The following is a 17,650-nucleotide window of genomic DNA, read 5'->3' as shown; positions in this document are numbered from 1 at the left end:
TGCCTCTATCACAACCTCCAATATTATTCTCGAATAACTCCTCGTTCAAGTTTTATCATCTTGTCAGCTAAATCAAAGAATCTATCATCATGTGTAATAACAATAACACCTTTCCCCTTTTCTTTTAATTGAGGTAAAAGTTCTGTATAAAAAAATTGTCTAAACTCTGGGTCTTGTTCTGCCGCCCATTCATCAAATAAGATAAAAGGTTTATGATCAAGACAACTCACAATATAAGCAAGTCTCTTCTTTTGACCTGTAGATAAATTCTGTGATTCAAATGCTCCATTTTCTTCTATAACAACTTTATTATCTATCTTCATTAAAGATAATAACGCTTCCACAAAGTCTCTTTCAGATTTCATATCCACACCATATAACTTCCTAAACAAATAATAATCGCTAAATACGGCCGAAAAGCACTGGTTTAATTCTTTCGTGGTACATACTTTTCCGTTAATTAGGATTCTCCCATTTTTAGGGGCATATAAACCCGTTAATAATTTTCCTAATGTAGACTTTCCACTACCATTACCACCCGTAATAAAAGTTATCTCATTGGTTGACACATCTAGATCTATAGAACCTAAGGTAAATTCACTATACGCTTCTTTCGTTATATCATTTTTTATAATATACTCATAACCCACTTGTTCAAATTGAATTGTCATATGATCTGCTATGGATAAAACGTCAGTAGGTTCGTCATTACCTTCACTGGTTTCATTTAACGCCTTAATTAACTGATTAATACGCTTTACATTAACCCGTGTTTCCGTAATTTTTGGGATATTTGTCATTATTGCCCCAAATGGACCAATTAGATAGAACACCATAAACAACGTTTGTCTCAAATCATTCACGCTAATACCAATGATGAATAGTGGGAACACAAACACGACAACACCAAAAATAGTATTATACATTAGTGTGTTATATATGTCTAAATTCATAAATTTTACTGCAGCTTTTTTGGATAGTTCTGCTGTAAGGCGAGAATATTTTTTCATTTCATGCCAAAAATCATCTCTTCTTCGTTGACTCAGCACCAACTCCTTAAAACCATATACCAAATCAGATAACTGACCAAAGTATACATCTTGGATATCCCTATTTTTCTCCCAATATGATGATGCTTGTTTGCTTGTTATTATACCAATAAGACAACTTAAGCTTATAACCAAAACTGAAGAGATAAAGGCAATGGAACTATTGGACATAAGGTAGGCAAGACAAAATATAAGGGTCAAAATATTGGATGAAAAACCAACGATTATTTCTGGTACTTTTGCTATTGCACGTGTATCATTATTTAAACACGCGTATATCCTTGCACTACCTATTCTCTCAATTGTCTGAAAAGAAGAATGGACAATTTTATCAATCATGATGATGCGTTTTTCATATGTTATTTCATTGGTAATAACAATCATGCGCCCTTGTAATAATTTTATGGTATAGACAAAAAAAGTAAGGGCAAATATAAAATAAATTAAGAGTTCCTTTGAGTATTCTAGGTTACGATTAAATGATTCATTAATGGTAAAAATAATAAGGGCACTGGTTAAACCGTTTATAATAGAAAGTGGAATGAGCGCAAAGTAATTCTTTTCCCTTGGTTTTGGGAAATTAAATGTGACGAGTACGTATAATAAAAATACAATGCCAGCAGCAAACCCAAATATACTACCATACACAATGCTTTTTGAACCCCATACCCTAACAACTTCCCATGGAAGTCTTCCCAAAAGTATATTGGGTAAAAAATATATACAATAACCAAAGAATACCATAATAGGAATTGCAATGGATACACCAGCTATTCTGACGCCTTTTCGTTTTTCTTTTTGTCTTTTTTTCATTATAATGTCAATAACTGCTATAATAAGTAAGCAAAGAAAGGCTATACCAAAGATAAGTGAGCCTATACAAATCACTGTAAACATCATGTCTATATTCCTGTAAATACTTTTTTTATACTTTTCTACTTCTCCTTGATTCAACGTATTAAAAAAATTATTAACAATGTATGAGGGAGCATTAGAATTATAATTAGTCAATACACAAATCCCTACCGTATCCTTAATACGAATCATGGATGAAAAGTTAGGATTTGAACCTTCGTGATTAATCTCCTTATTTCTTATATGAACATTCCATCCTGAACCATAATAAAAGTCTCCTGATGAGGGGACTTTTGTATTTCCCATATGTGATTTCTCAATAATTTTTTTATATTTTTCTGTTATAGCTACATGACCCATTTGAATGCTCATCCATCTAGCCATATCTTTAGCATTCGATATAATGTAACCTGCAGGTGTATTACCACGATACTCTGGTGCATTATATTGATTGATCCGTAAGAATTGTGTTTTATAACCCTTTGACATCTTGCTACTTTCTAGTGCAGTAGAACCTTTTACATAAGTATTTGTAAGCCCTAATGGGTCTAAAATTTTTTCTTTTATAAAGCTCTCATAACTTTGTTTGGTTATATTCTGTATAATAAGACCTAAAATATCATAATTAATCGTTGCGTACGAGAATTGCGTTCCTGGATAAAAGTCCAAATCAACATTCACTAATGTCCTTACTGTTTTTTCTAGCATATCTTGTGTGTTTCCCTTTGGAATATTTCCAAATGTCTTTGATGGTATTCCCGTTGTTTGATAAAGAACATTTTCAATGGTAATAGGTGTTTTACCACTCATAATTTGTCCATTAGATTGACCCTTGTAATTTAATTTTAACCATGGAATATACTGCTTAACATCATCCGTTAACTTTAATTTTCCTTCTTGTTCTAAATACAAAATTCCTAACCCAGTAAAAGCTTTACTCATAGAACCTAATTCAAATAATGTGTCTTGAGTTACTGTTTCCTTAGTCCTTTTATTTGCGTATCCATAAGTACGGATCTCAATATTTTCATTGGATACAACGGCCACAGAAATACCTGGCGTACGAGACTTCTCCATTGCTGTTTTTACTAAGTCATCTAGTGTATTTAAATGATTTGCATCATCCATTGTATTAGCCGAAATCGTTGCACTGGGAATACCTATTATCATGACTATGACTAATAGTATGACTATTATTTTTTTCAAGGCTAGTCCTCACATCCTTTATTCTTTTATCTTTTTTAATCCTTATCATGAACATGATTAATAAAATGATCAAACTCTAATAAATTCATTTGCTGTTTGGAATCCGATAGTGCTTGAGTAGGGTTTTGATGGACTTCAACCATGATACCATCTGAACCACATGCAAGAGCTGCTTTTGCCATTTTTATTGCGATATCTTTTCTACCAAGAGAGTGACTCAAATCAACAATGATGGGTAAATTCGTTTCTTCTTTTATAATAGCTACACAAGATAAATCTAATGTATTACGTACACAAGTTTCAAAGGTTCTAATACCTCTTTCACAAAGCATAATATTTTCATTGCCTCCACATAAGATATATTCAGCAGCATTCATAAACTCATTAATTGTTGAACACATACCTCTCTTCAATAGCACGGGTACTGACGTTTTACCTATTTGCTTTAATAGCTCAAAATTTTGCATATTTCTCGCGCCCACTTGAAAAATGTCAATATAGTCTTTCAAAATATCCATGTGCCTAGTATCAACAATTTCTGAGATAATCTTAATATTATATTTACCTCTTAATTTATTTAATATCTTAAGGCCATTTATTCCAATACCTTGAAAATTATATGGCGATGTTCTCGGTTTGAAGATACCAGCTCTGATAATCTTAATACCTTTATCCACTAAATAAGCTGTAATCTTATCCATCATTTCTTCATTTTCTAAAGCACATGGTCCAGCTATGAAGATAGGTTTTGGTATGTTGTAAAAATAATTATTCATTTGATGATGAATACGGTATGATTCTATGCATCTACCCATTTTCTTTCCTTTCTTAAATGTTGCCATGCTTACTTTTTCCATACTTTTGTAGTATCTCTATTCCTAAATCAATTAAGTGCTCATTATGACCCATCTTAAAGAGAACTTTTGCTCGACCTTTTCGCTTATCAATTTTTTTGATAAAACCTGTATACCCTAAAAGTGGTCCATTGATAACTTGAATTTCATCATTGATGATAAACGCTTCTGATATACCAATCAGCCCATCTTTATCAATCATACGTAGTATTTGTCGCATGTCTTCATATTTTACCTCATGAAAACAATCATCTGTCCTCAGAATATTGTTTATTCTTGGTAAGTTTTTTACTCGGTAATAAAAATCTATTATATTATTTGTCTCTAATAAAATATAGCCAGGAAATATTTTTCGTATAACCTGGCGGGTGACTCCTTGACGTCTTTCATAGATCTTTCTTTTTGGTAATAGTAAATTATAGGACATATCTGAAAATAATATGTCATTCGCTTTTTTAATGCGTGTACATATATCATCTTCATAGCCTGTTTGGGTTGACATAACATACCAACTCATACTTCACCTCTCCAACAGCTAACATAATTCATTATACTTTATTATTTATCTTTACTAGCCGAAACATAGCAAAAACTATAGTACAATTATAACGATTACATATCATGTCCAAAACCCATTATCGCACTAAATTGTTAAACATATTGCAGTAGTTTAATCATTCATTAATTTTCATATTTTTACTGTTGGTAATTTTATTTTCCTTACAGTTTCACGAAAATAATCTCAACATATATTACAACTTATTTCTCCATAAAAAAAGAGCATTGCTCTTTTTATGTAAAACCATTATAGTACCATTGAATACGAGATAGCTCTTTATGTATCTCCTATTGGCTATCTCATTAGCATAAAATATATAAAAATGATGGCTCCTAAACTAATACGATAGTACCCAAATACTTTAAAATCATGCTTCTTAATATACTGCATGAGAAACTTAATGGCTATGATGGATACAGCAAATGCTGTCACTACCCCAATAAGTAATAACACCATTTCAGAACCTGTATAATCTACACCGAGTTTCAACACTTTGAATACACTTGCACCAAACATAACAGGTATAGCTAGGAAAAATGTAAATTCCGCAGCTACATAACGTGATGTACCAATAAGCATAGCACCGATGATAGTAGCGCCTGAACGTGATGTACCTGGAATAAGTGCAAGTACTTGGAATAGCCCAATCATAAAAGCTGTACTGTAGGTCAGTTGATTGAGCTCCGTTATTTTGTACGTTTTATTTTTATGTCTATTTTCTACAAGAATAAATAACACACCATAGAGAATAAGCATCACAGCTACCGTTTGATAGTTATAGAACATCTCGTCCAATTTATCGTCGAATAGAACACCAATAACACCAGCAGGTATACAGGCTATTGCTACTTTGAACCATAAAACATAGGTATCTTTTTTTTCCATATTTGTTTTCTTGGAGGTAAATGGATTCAGTTTATGAAAGAATATGCATACGACCGCCATAATAGCGCCTAGTTGAATCACCACAAAAAACATCTCTTTAAAACGGTCCGACACATGAAGCTGCATAAATTCGTCTACCAATATCATATGCCCAGTACTGCTAATAGGCAGCCATTCTGTAACCCCCTCTATCATTCCTAATACGATAACCTTAATCATCTCAATAAGTTCCAATTCGCTTACCCCTTTCAAGATCGCTACAACTGTTTTCTTAACATAATAAGTCTACGTATGGTTTTATGACTTACTAAAATAAAACTTATACGCTTATCTAAAAACCCTTCATATTCTTTACTTCTGTTTAATTTTCTTTCGCTTAACATATTCTTGAACGACTGCTTCAGCTAAAGCCATTGACGAATCAATGTAATTCAGGGTACTATTTTCTTCTATTAACATGGTTAAATCTGTACATGCAACGACTACATGACGTACCCCTTCTTCTTGAATATCCTTCATCAATTGTTGCCAACATTGTAATCGTTTGTTTTTATCTTCTGCATCTTTACACATAGCTATGATGGCATTGACTTGTTTCTGCCAGCTATGGACGAACTTGTATTGTCCACCATTTTCTAAAATACCCTTTTGATAAAGATATGTTTCCATGGTTGTTTCAGTTGCTAGGACAGTTACTTTGCCATGTTTAGGTATATTTTTCAAGGTAACGTCTATAATATTTAATACCTTTGTATGAACATTTTTTTGAATGTCATTATAATACTTATGAGCTGTATTACATGGAATAGCTATGTAATCAACACCAAAGGATGCTAATCGCTTGGTTCCTTCTATGATAGATTGACCTAGTGCTCTATCATCATTTACTCTGTCCACGTAATAGGGTGTTGGTAATGCATACACAACCATATGAGGGTAATCTATATCATCCTTAGCACCATATTGAATCTGACACTGGTCTAGCACTAATTCTAAAAAAGGTGTCGTTGACCTTGGGCCCATCCCTGCTAAAATACCAATGCTTATATGACTATTTTGATTATTCATGTCGATTTCCTTTCTCTTTTGTTCTATATTTTTATTATCATTTGTTTTGTTTATCTTTATGCGATTCTATTTTATCATATATGGGTCACATTATCCTATTACTTAATTAAATTCTAATGATTATACCTATCAGATAGGCATCTTAGGTTTATAAGCCGTATGTCTATCAAATACTATTCTCTTTTATGACACCTTATATATGGGTCTCTGTTTAGTTTCAGTATCAAAAAAAGGGTATATTCCTAAATTAAGAAATGATACCCTTATATCTTCATTATGGTTTTACTTATAAACTTGGATATAAGATCATTAATTATCTTATACTTATAGTTTCTTAGCAATCCTATTATCCTCATCTAACATAACAACCTTAGGGACTAATGTTTTAGCTTCTTCTTTATCCACTAACCCGTAGGCAATAATGATAACCACATCGCCTGGTTGAACCATTCTAGCTGCAGCACCATTGAGACAGATGGTCCCACTGCCTCGTTCTCCTTTTATCACATAGGTTTCAAAACGGGCACCATTGTTATTGTTCACAATTTGAACTTTTTGTCCTGGTAATATATCCACTGCTTCCATTAATGCCTCATCAATGGTAATACTACCTTCATAGTTAAGGTTAGCATCTGTTACCCTTGCCTTATGCAATTTACCTGTCATCATTTCAATGAACATATGCCAAAACCTCCATCTGTAGATTATCTATCAATCGTGTCTTACCTATTTTAACAGCTAATGCCACTAAAATATTATCTTCAAGGATTTCAATATCTTCAAGGGTATCTGCTCCCACTATGCTTACATAATCAATGGTTGCAGAAGGCTTGGTATGAATTAACTTTGTCATCATGGCTTTCACTGTTTTTGAAGATCGTTCCCCTGAATCAATCAGTGCTTTTGCTTTTTGTAATGCTTCATAGAGAACAGTTGCCTGCTGGCGTTCTTCTGGATTTAAATACGTGTTACGAGAACTCATAGCTAACCCATCTGCTTCCCGCATAATAGGACAAACCACAATGGTAATGGGCATATTCAGGTCCATGACCATGCGCTTAATCACAATGGCTTGCTGGGCATCCTTCTGGCCAAAGTAAGCCCGATTAGGTTGTACAATGTTAAATAGTTTTGATACGATTGTTGTCACACCTTGAAAATGGGTGGGTCTTGATTGTCCACATAGTTGATGGGTCAAACCATTCACTTGGACATAAGTGACATGGTTATTTTTGTACATGATGTGATGGTCGGGTATAAATATAACATTTGCCCCGGCATCTACTGCAAGCTTCTTGTCATTTTCTATATCACGAGGATAATGATCCAAATCTTCGTCAGGTCCAAATTGAGTGGGGTTAATATAGATACTGAGTACGGTTATATCATTTTCCTTAACGGATGCTTCTATAAGGGATAAGTGTCCTTCATGGAGATATCCCATAGTTGGTACAAAACCAATATTTTTTCCTTCTCTTCTTATATCATCCAAAAAAACACGTAACGTCTGTATATCATGAAATACTTTCATGTTGATGACCTCCCCCATATATTCTCTCCATCACCTCATCTTGAAGATGGAAACTATGCTCAACAGATGGAAAGGTCCTTTCCTTAACCTGTTTAACATAATCCTTGGCAGCTGACATCATATGATTTCTAATATCCGTGTATCTTTTAACAAATTTAGGGGTTATCTTTTCGTAGAGACCAAACACATCGTGACTGACAAGTACTTGACCATCACAATGGATGCCTGCACCAATGCCAATGGTTGGTATTGTAATGGCATTCGTCATGTACTGAGCTAATTCCATAGGAACACATTCAAGAACAATTGCAAAAGCACCTGCTTCTTCTAGAGCTTTTGCTTCTTCTAATAATCGCAAAGCGTCAGCTTCCGTTTTCCCTTGAATATAGTAACCACCTAATTGATTAATGGACTGTGGTGTAAGTCCTATATGCCCCATCACAGGTATCCCAGCACTTACAATGGCATTTACTTGTTCAAGGACATCCTTGCCCCCTTCTAATTTGACGGCATGAGCTCTTCCTTCTTGTATCAATCGTCCAGCATTTCTTACGGCTTCATGAACACCTACGTGATAAGACAAAAATGGTAGGTCAGCCACAATGAGAGATCGCTTACTACCTCTACTAACTGCTTTTGTATGGTGAATCATATCTTCCATGGTGACCTGGGTGGTATCATCATAACCAAGAACAACCATGCCTAATGAATCACCAACGAGAAGGATATCCATACCTGCTTCATCTAAAATCTCTGCCGTAGGATAATCATAGGCCGTCATCATGGTAATGATTTCATTTTTCTTCTTCCTGTTTCTGATGGTCTGGGTCGTTATTTTTTTCATCTTGTAATACCTCCTTAAGGCAATATAGAGTGTATTCATCTAACTGCTTTTGTTTCTCAACAATATGTAACGTCTTCAACCCCAGTAAACGATAAATAGTTTCTAAGTGCTTATCCTCTTTTGATAGCGCTTGTATATGCGTTGTTATGGTTCCTAAGTCACCTCGAGTTAATGGACCCGTAAGTGCTTTCTCCGAACCATATGTTACATAATTATTCAGTGTAGCTGTAGCAAGTGGAGCTATAAGCTGATTGGCTGCATCAACATCAAAGCCCGCGTGTTTGAAGCTTTGAAAACCTATATCCATTAAAGTGACCAGATAATTGGATACCATGCAGGCTCCAGCATGATAGAGGGCTTTTTGCTCTGTTTTAATGGTACGCACATGAAGATGAACGTCTTGCAGCAACTGCTTTAGATCATCCATTTTCTTACCATTTCCTTCAAGTGTAAGTGGTGTTTTACATAGTGCCTCCAGGGCAGCATCTACATTAGCGAAGGATAACATGGGATGCAAAGAGGCTACTGTAGCTCCTAGTTCCTCTAAAGGCTTTAATAATGTGGATGGATGAACGCCACTGGTATGGCAGATAACTTTGGTCTGCCACTTGCATTTACATTGGGATAATTGATGAGCCACATGGTGAATAACATCGTCTGGTACTGTTAACATCATATAATCTGCCGATTCTACAAGTTCTTCTTTGTTATTAAAAACGCTGCTGTTTGTCATGGTTGCCGCTTTATGAGCTGATGCCATAGAACGGCTATAATAGCCTGTAACAGCTATACCCTGCTGAGCAAAATATCTGCCAAGGGTTCTGCCTACCTTCCCTGCACCTATAAAACCAATCATCCAGCCACCTCCAAAGCAATACGGTCATCTTATTTTTTTATCCATAAGGAAAACTTTCCTTTCACCAAAAAACCCTTCTTGAACAGACAGTGTCCAAGAAGGGTATATTTCACCAATTTATCTTGATTGACTGTCTTTGTCCAATGGATCAAAGCAGATTTACATGATTAATCTTTTCATGCTATTATATTGTCAAGTATGATATGTGCAAGCTGGCTTTTGGGCATAACAGGTAACTGTTGCTGTTCACCTTTTTTACTGACAAGGATAACTTGATTGGTATCCGATTGAAAACCTGCATCCGAACGGGTAATATCGTTAATAATCATTAAGTCCGTTCCTTTTGCTTTTAATTTACTCACACCATTCTCCATGATATCATTGGTTTCGGCTGCAAATCCCACGATGAATTGATGGGGTTTTTTATGCATACCGATCCATTTGAGTATATCTGGATTGCGGTTTAATGTAAGTACCAAATCTTCATCCGATTTCTTCATCTTCTGTTGGTGATAGATTGCCGGTCGATAATCGGCTACTGCTGCTGATTTAATGATAATGTCTTGATGATCGACATGTGCTTTTACCGCTTGAAACATATCTTCTGCTGTTTCCACTTGAATGAAGGTTGCTAAGCCCTTTGGTTCTTCTAGATGAACCGGACCTGTAATTAATGTTACGTCTGCTCCTCTTTGAATGGCTGCTTTTGCAAGGGCATATCCCATCTTTCCAGATGAATGGTTGGTGAGATAACGTACAGGATCTATGGCTTCCCGTGTAGGTCCAGCTGTAATGAGCACCTTTTGACCTGTCATGATTTTATCCTTAACCAGCTGCATTTTTATGGTTTCCATAATCCGTCCAACATGGGCAAGCTTACCTTGGCCTATATCACCACAAGCTAAACGTCCTGAATCGGGATCAATAAAAGCATAACCATATGCTTTTAATCGCTTTATGTTTCGTTGAACAATAGGATTGTCATACATGTTGGCATTCATAGCAGGAGCTATAAAAACAGGTGCTTTTGTAGCCATCACAGTAGTGGACAGCATATCATCTGCTATACCATTTGCCATCTTACCAATCATATTAGCTGTAGCTGGAGCCAAAAGAAACAGGTCTGCCGCTTTAGCTAATGCAATATGTTCAATATCCCATTTTTCTACTTTCTCAAACATATCCACCACAACAGGCTGCTGACTAAGGGACCTAAAGGTTAGAGGTGCAACAAATTCAGTTGCAGACTTAGTCATGATTACATGAACAGTTGCATTTAATTTTTTTAACTGACTGACGATGTCACATACCTTATAAACGGCTATGCCGCCACTTACACCGATTACGATGGTTTTTCCTTTTAACATAGGGAATCTCCTTTCGGTGTTAATGCCTATAATATAACATAACACGGATGATAAATCAATATGACTTACTTATCGTCCACTTGGTTTTCCTTAGATCACCTTATAATAATTTTATCTGTGTGTCTGAAAAGTATCGCTCAACCTTTCTTTCTGTAATCTTTTCATTCCCCTTAATCTGCCCAAACAATAAAGGTGATGCTGGATCATGAGCCTCATAATTGTGAAGTGCTGATTGGGGATTAGTATTGGCATAACAATATATGCACCCATGTGGACAAGTATGATAGGCACCAATATCGATACTTTTCACACAACCGCAATCTTCCCGCTGATGGGTATCTTTTGGGATGGTTGCAGAATAACCAATGATATCAGCTATTAATTGATCATCGATACATTTACCATGTTGGATACCAAAAGCCCCTAAATCAATCGCTTCAGCACATGTTTCTATGGTTATTTTATAGCCTTTGGCTATCTCAGCTAAGCCTTTTGCTAAACGTTTCATATCATCAGGGGTTATCTCTTTAAGATGCACATCTGACATGTTGCGTTTGGTCTTTGCATAGAGATCAAGAAAGCTAATGACACATTTATTAGTAGTATTTTCTAACTGACTGGCCATATAGTCAAAGTACTTAAAATGGTAAGCTATATCAATGGTATCGGATAGAAGAATAGGGTCATATCGCCAGATCACCTTTTCCTTGCCTACTTTCTTAGACAAGTCATTAAAATGGTGGATAATCTCTTTCTTCTTAGGCACTCCTGTTTCAATGGTCTTATCATAGGGATTAATGGATACTTGAAAGTAGTAATGATAGTGTTCTAATTGGTGAATATGGTTCATGATGTTTTTGGGATTCTTTGTCCAAAATACAAAACAATCAACATCTTCAGGTTTTAATGAAACCTTACTAATCTGATTATTATTCATTGGATTACGTACTAAAACATAACCTTCTTTTAGTCGGTTAAAAAACCATTCTGTATAAAAAGCTGGAATATCCGTTCTTCTACTGACACTAATAATCATGATAGATCCCCTTTTCAAAATATCTTTAGACATAGATAATGTAATGGTTCATCAAAATAAGCCATGTTTCTTCCATTGTAACGAAAAAACATGACCTGCACAACAAAACTTAAATAATTTTAATAAGGGATTGAAGCATACTTTCCTCCTCATAAGCTATCTTATCAATTTTAGTAAGTATCTTTTCTATTAATATCTGTGTTTTAGAGATGCCTGCTTTTATTAGCAAATTCCTTAATATGATGCATTCAGATAGAAGCTGTTGATATTTTATACGATATATTTCTATCTTATTTGGATCTATTTCTTTTTTTAAGTAATCTAAAAGCAATAACATAACACTCATATGATTACACACAACATGAAAACCTCTATAATCATAAGGAACTTTAGATTCTGCTAAGCGTTTTATGTATGTTGATAAATATGGATAAATGGCCAAGCCATAGATTCCTCCATCAACTTTTGGTACACTGCCATAAGCAATTAATTGCTGAGTAGGATCTTCACTTTTTATATATATGTTTAATAATTTTTTAGTTAAGGTTAAATCAAAGGCATGGTGCTTATCTTTATCAAAACATCGACTTACTATTTCAACAAATCTATCACTTTTATGATGTGTTCTTGCTGTCTTAATATCTGAAAAAGCAACCTCTAAAATCACTAACTTACCAGCTATAAAATTATCAGAAACAAAAAATATTTTTTTCTGAAGATCATATCCTAAAATCATAGCATCATCATGGTAGAAATGTTGTTTCTTATATCGTGTTGAATGTGGTATATAATAATGATCTAACCCAAGTAATACATATTTATTTTTATCTATACAATGTATGATATCTAACTCAAATCTGTCTTTCCACTTCTTATTTAAAATTAACTCTTCCAAAAAACAATCATCTTCAATGCCACTATCTAAACCCACAAAGCTTCCATCAGAATAATTGAAGTTATCCGTAAACATCATCATCCAATTCGTTATAATATATGGTTTTACTTGATTATAACATTCAATAACACCACATCTACTTGAGAGACCGCTGTAGCAATCAATGATTGGTGGATACTTAAATGGCAACTTTTTTATCATTTTTGACCTCCCCATGGAACAATCATAATATTTGACATAATAATACAATAATCAGTATAATAGATAATTATTTTTTTACAATATAACTAATTAATAATTATTTTACTTTTTATGTCTATAGATGTCAATATATTATTTAAATATTTTATTATACATCTTTATTAAGTTAATTTGTTTGACTTATATATAATTATTTCTTATAATGAACTTATAGTTAAGAAAATAACCAAATTAGCTGATGTAAACTATAGTTTATAAAAAGGATGATTAAATGAAGCTTACAAGCAAAGTACTTCCAATTAAGTATCCTATTATTACATCTTATCCTTGGCACGCTGGTCACTTAGCAATACTGTCTGCATATGATCATTGTTCGCCATGGATTTTCAGTCACTATATTCAACTAAAAGGCTCATTGAAAAAGTTAAAAGCTAGAGCATCTCAAGGATTAGATTTTCTTTTTTTTGATTATGAATATAGTAGTGCTATACCATGGTTTAGACCGTTAAGTCAAAAATTAAACAAAAATACCATGCATATGATTTTGAAAAAATATACTCTAAGTGACTTTATAATTGATAATATCAAGGATAATTTTTACATTTCTTTTCATCTGGATGACTTTTATCTAAAAGAAACCAATATGTATATGACGTATCATATCCATCATGAAAATATGATTTATGGTTATAATAGCCATGATAAAACCTTCAACATATGTGGCTTTTACAAAGACCATTCATTTAGTTTCTCTAAGATTTCTTTTAAGGATTTAGAAAAAGCCTTTAATCATTCAAAAGACCATCCTATTAAACTTCTTAAACTCCGAGATGATATACAATGGGCATTAGATATCGATATAATAAAAGACTTTCTTAATGATTATGTACTATCCTTAGATTCATCAAGAAAAATGGGGATTTATTCTGAACCTTTTTATTATGAAAAAATTTTTACATGGGGAATGGATAATTATGAGAATATCTATCAATACATTACCCATATGGAAACGATGAAAGAAGCCGATATAGATATTCGACCATTTCACCTGTTATGGGACCATAAAAAATATATGACTGAATTATGTCATTTCCTCAATGAAAGTAATCATCTAAATGACGCAGGTCATATTATTGAATCATATAATGCGATAGAAAAAACAGCCTTAGCTTTAAGAAATAAAATTATCAAATTTATGATTTCAGGAGAATGGAAATTAATAAAGCATTTATATCTTCAACTCGAAAGGATCGCAACAGAGGAAGAAAAACTTATACACCATATTATAAATAACATTAAAACTTGAAAGTAATCTAGTTAAATGTCTACTTTAAAAAAGAACCCCGCTAAATACCGAAGTTCTTATATAGGATGTCTTCTCTTACTCTTATCGTTATACATAATTAAAAATGGTCATTGTAAGTAGCAATATGTTACAAAACTTACCTAGCATTATTCTTTTATAAAACTAGTCTCCCAATGATTTAAGGAGCATACCTATAACCCGTTCCTCTTGGGATGCCAAATCATGCATGATAGCCTTTATTCTTTCTAGTAATGAAGGCTCTTTCGTTATGCCCAGTGTAAGCATCATGGTTCTTATACTGGATATTTTACCAAGCAGACTAGTATAGTGTTTCTGATATGTATCAACATCCCTTAGAACATTACGTTTTTTTATATAATGTAAGAATAATAGTATAAGATCCATGTGGTTATAGACCACATGAAAGCCTCTAACATCAAGGGGGACTTTGTAGTCAGCTAATAATTCAAAGTATCTTAATAGATAGGCGTACACATCTAATCCATATATTCGTTGACTGACAATGGATTTACTTTCATGGGTTAAGTGTAATAATGGATTTTTACTATTCAAATAACCCTTTAGAATCGTTTTGATAAGGTCAATATCCACTTCATACGATATGCCTTCATTAAAATCTCGACTTAATATAGCAATACTTTTATCATGCTCATGGTGTTTTCTTGCATCAATAATATCTGAAAATCCAATTTCTAAGATGACAAATTTCCCGTCGACAAAATTATCCGTAACATAAAATATCTCTTTTTCAAGATTATAACCATAAATCATGGCATTACCATGGTAGAAATGGTCCTTTATATAACTACTAGAACCAGGTACACGATAATGATCTAATTCTAGCAAGATGTATTTCTTATTATCTATATATTGAATAATATCCCTTTCAAATCCTTCTCTCCATTTTGCATGAAGTACTTCAACATCATTGAAAAAATGATTTTTTAGTCCACTCCCCATATTGGCATAGCTACCATTAGTATAGTCCAAGTTATCCGTATAAATCATCATACGATCGGGTATGATATATTGCTTCGCTTGTTCGTAACATTCTAGTATACCACATTCATTTGCAAGCCCCCCATAGCAATCAATGGTTGGCGGAAACTTAAACGGCAATTTTTTTATCATCCTCTTTTACCTCCAATTTTAAAGATAGTACCGTTCTCTTTTTTAGTAATTAATTATCTGTGGTAATCGTGTAGTTTAGACGTAACTTCCATTACAAAATAGTTGATTAGCACGCAATACAAGCTATATAAATTATCTCATAATTATAACCTTTACACAACATTCATTTTTTGTTTATCTATACGTTTATTTTTTCATCTTTGTATATTAACATTCATATCTTTTAAGGTTTTCATTGAATAATATGGCTTATAATGATACGATTAACGAGTAGGACTCGTTATGATAGAATTATTATTATTTACATTTGATATAAACTTAGGAGGATTAAGATGGCAATAACTTACCCTAATTATAATATTGAATATCTCTATCACTATTATGAAAAGTCCAATGGACCCTTTTTAAACTTATCTGATTATTCCTTACAAGAAGCTAAGGGCGTTCTTCAAAATCTAAAGAAAAATAATCATATCATGGCAGCCCATCGCTATGAAGGGTATATGGAAAGAAGAATAGAATTAGAACAAATGGCAAGGGCGTTGTTTGAAGCAAAAGGTGGAAAACCTGTTAGAAAGTCACCCCACTATATGGTTGTCGGAAAATGTGCTTGGTTACAATCATGGTATAATAATGGCGATTGTATCAAGATTTCATTAAAGGATTTTGATAAAGACACGCTTTCTTTTTCTTATGGTGATATGTTCCCAACATTTAGTTGCCGTGTAACAGATAACAAGGAGTATCGTCGTAAAATCTATACTTATAAAGAGATAATACATATTATTGCTAAATATGGGATGCCCCAAGATTGGAATTCTGATGGTCAACATGGTCCTGAGAGGTATATTGAGGTTCAGGTATGGGATGATGCACCTTTGTTGAAGTATATTGAAAAAAATAACAGGATACATAAACGATAGATAGAATAATGATCGGCCTAATAATAATTATCATCATCCTATCTATTCTTTTAGTACCATATTTCTTCTCCCCCTATTCATCCATGTCATTAAATGCTCTATATTAACATTCTTATTGAGTTTATAATTTTAAATCTATGGTACTATTACATCCCCCAAAAACTTCCAAACCATCTCCCTATACCGATCCTGCATCATTAAACATGTATCTACCAGGAACCCTTTTTCATTCTTATATTCAGATAATCCTCTATAATAGTACGCCTTATATTCATCTTCAATAATAAAGGGTATGATGGCATGTTTTAGACATTCCTTGAACATGATGATGCGTCCAATTCTACCATTACCATCTTGAAAGGGGTGTATGGTTTCAAACTGATAATGAAATTCAAGAATAGCATCTATTTCCACATGGGCTAAACCATTGTACCAGTGCAAAAGTTTTTTCATGTCCTTAGCTACATCTTTTGGTAACGTGGTTTCTTTTCCTCCTACTTCATTAGGCAAAGCTTTGTATTCACCTACATTAAACCAGTCAAGTCGAGCGTCACTGGTACCATTTTTTAATATTTCATGATATTTTTTGATCATGTTCTCTGTTAATAAATCTTGAGCTTGATCTATCATCTTATCAAATAAATAAAAATGATTCGCTGTTTCTACAATATCATCTACATTTGCAGAAGATTGTTGATTAATTAGGGTATTGGTTTCAAAAATATATCGCGTGTCCTCTTCGGATAATTGGCTGCCTTCTATACGATTAGTATTATAGGCAAACAAAATCTGTGTTATATGGTATAGATTGCCTTTCAGTTTGGATGTCTTTTGCTCTTGTAGTACAGATAATAAGGTCTTTTCCTGAACATCTCCTAACATCTTGTAAACCTCATCCATGGAAACATTAAAATAGTTAGCTATTTTTTTTAGATTTTCAGACCTTATTGAACTTGGCTTTTCAACACCATTATATAAAGTTGTATAAGGGATATCACAAGCTTTACTTAAATCAGATAGACCAATACCTCTTTCCTCTAAATATTGTTTGAAATTCATTTAC

General features: G+C 33.6%; 16 protein-coding genes. 2 read left to right on the top strand and 14 right to left on the bottom strand.

The features are described 5' to 3' along the window. Positions 1 to 23: 23 nt before the first annotated feature. From HZI73_RS05740 to HZI73_RS05685, 12 genes are all read right to left on the bottom strand, one after another. The gene (locus HZI73_RS05740) at positions 24 to 3,110 is read right to left on the bottom strand and encodes a cyclic peptide export ABC transporter (RefSeq protein ID WP_212697299.1); all 3,087 of its coding nucleotides are present in this window, start codon (positions 3,108 to 3,110) and stop codon (positions 24 to 26) included. A 35-nt stretch (positions 3,111 to 3,145) separates the two neighbouring features. After that, the gene (locus HZI73_RS05735) at positions 3,146 to 3,952 is read right to left on the bottom strand and encodes a bifunctional 3-deoxy-7-phosphoheptulonate synthase/chorismate mutase (RefSeq protein WP_246552367.1); all 807 of its coding nucleotides are present in this window, start codon (positions 3,950 to 3,952) and stop codon (positions 3,146 to 3,148) included. Beyond that, on the bottom strand, positions 3,939 to 4,481 hold the full coding sequence (loaP, locus tag HZI73_RS05730; protein ID WP_212697297.1) for an antiterminator LoaP: 543 nt from the start codon (positions 4,479 to 4,481) through the stop codon (positions 3,939 to 3,941). Before loaP ends, HZI73_RS05735 begins: the two co-directional genes overlap by 14 nt. Before the next feature lie 336 nt (positions 4,482 to 4,817). After that, on the bottom strand, positions 4,818 to 5,627 hold the full coding sequence (locus HZI73_RS05725) for an undecaprenyl-diphosphate phosphatase (protein WP_330619752.1): 810 nt from the start codon (positions 5,625 to 5,627) through the stop codon (positions 4,818 to 4,820). A 132-nt stretch (positions 5,628 to 5,759) separates the two neighbouring features. Further along, complete coding sequence (locus HZI73_RS05720; RefSeq protein WP_212697295.1) at positions 5,760 to 6,476, bottom strand: aspartate/glutamate racemase family protein; 717 nt, start codon at positions 6,474 to 6,476, stop codon at positions 5,760 to 5,762. A gap of 324 nt (positions 6,477 to 6,800) precedes the next feature. Then, a complete protein-coding gene (panD, locus tag HZI73_RS05715) occupies positions 6,801 to 7,157 on the bottom strand; it encodes an aspartate 1-decarboxylase (RefSeq protein WP_212697294.1) in 357 nt (118 codons plus the stop codon). Further along, positions 7,147 to 8,007, bottom strand: coding sequence for a pantoate--beta-alanine ligase (gene panC, locus HZI73_RS05710; RefSeq protein ID WP_212697293.1), 861 nt, complete (start codon positions 8,005 to 8,007; stop codon positions 7,147 to 7,149). Before panC ends, panD begins: the two co-directional genes overlap by 11 nt. Continuing rightward, complete coding sequence (gene panB, locus HZI73_RS05705; protein ID WP_212697292.1) at positions 7,991 to 8,851, bottom strand: 3-methyl-2-oxobutanoate hydroxymethyltransferase; 861 nt, start codon at positions 8,849 to 8,851, stop codon at positions 7,991 to 7,993. The genes panC and panB overlap by 17 nt, the downstream gene beginning before the upstream one ends. After that, positions 8,802 to 9,707: a Rossmann-like and DUF2520 domain-containing protein gene (locus HZI73_RS05700; protein ID WP_212697291.1), complete on the bottom strand. Its 906-nt coding sequence runs from the start codon at positions 9,705 to 9,707 to the stop codon at positions 8,802 to 8,804. The genes panB and HZI73_RS05700 overlap by 50 nt, the downstream gene beginning before the upstream one ends. Before the next feature lie 176 nt (positions 9,708 to 9,883). Beyond that, entirely contained in the window at positions 9,884 to 11,074 is a 1,191-nt protein-coding gene (coaBC, locus tag HZI73_RS05695; RefSeq protein ID WP_212697290.1) for a bifunctional phosphopantothenoylcysteine decarboxylase/phosphopantothenate--cysteine ligase CoaBC, read from the bottom strand. Between the two features lie 100 nt (positions 11,075 to 11,174). Further along, on the bottom strand, positions 11,175 to 12,110 hold the full coding sequence (locus HZI73_RS05690) for a DUF1848 domain-containing protein (RefSeq protein WP_212697289.1): 936 nt from the start codon (positions 12,108 to 12,110) through the stop codon (positions 11,175 to 11,177). A 109-nt stretch (positions 12,111 to 12,219) separates the two neighbouring features. Further along, positions 12,220 to 13,206 (bottom strand): cysteine peptidase family C39 domain-containing protein, encoded by a 987-nt coding sequence (locus HZI73_RS05685; protein ID WP_212697288.1) that lies wholly within the window; start codon positions 13,204 to 13,206, stop codon positions 12,220 to 12,222. Between the two features lie 271 nt (positions 13,207 to 13,477). On the opposite strand from HZI73_RS05685, the gene HZI73_RS05680 reads away from it, so the two are divergent. Beyond that, entirely contained in the window at positions 13,478 to 14,512 is a 1,035-nt protein-coding gene (locus tag HZI73_RS05680; protein WP_212697287.1) for a hypothetical protein, read from the top strand. Positions 14,513 to 14,674: 162 nt separating this feature from the next. Here HZI73_RS05680 and HZI73_RS05675 read toward each other — a convergent pair whose 3' ends face one another. Next, a complete protein-coding gene (locus HZI73_RS05675) occupies positions 14,675 to 15,664 on the bottom strand; it encodes a hypothetical protein (protein ID WP_212697286.1) in 990 nt (329 codons plus the stop codon). A 332-nt stretch (positions 15,665 to 15,996) separates the two neighbouring features. Here HZI73_RS05675 and HZI73_RS05670 point away from each other — a divergent pair, with 332 nt between their 5' ends. Further along, positions 15,997 to 16,587, top strand: a complete 591-nt coding sequence (locus HZI73_RS05670) for a hypothetical protein (protein ID WP_212697285.1) — start codon at positions 15,997 to 15,999, stop codon at positions 16,585 to 16,587. 135 nt (positions 16,588 to 16,722) lie between these two features. Here the strand turns inward: HZI73_RS05670 and HZI73_RS05665 are convergent, their stop codons facing one another. Further along, the gene (locus HZI73_RS05665) at positions 16,723 to 17,646 is read right to left on the bottom strand and encodes a Fic family protein (protein WP_212697284.1); all 924 of its coding nucleotides are present in this window, start codon (positions 17,644 to 17,646) and stop codon (positions 16,723 to 16,725) included. Between the last annotated feature and the right edge of the window lie 4 nt (positions 17,647 to 17,650).

This window comes from Vallitalea pronyensis (assembly GCF_018141445.1).
In the GTDB taxonomy this organism is placed as follows: domain Bacteria; phylum Bacillota; class Clostridia; order Lachnospirales; family Vallitaleaceae; genus Vallitalea; species Vallitalea pronyensis.
Note: the sequence above shows the minus strand (reverse complement) of the source record. Positions and strands in the feature narration are given on the sequence as shown.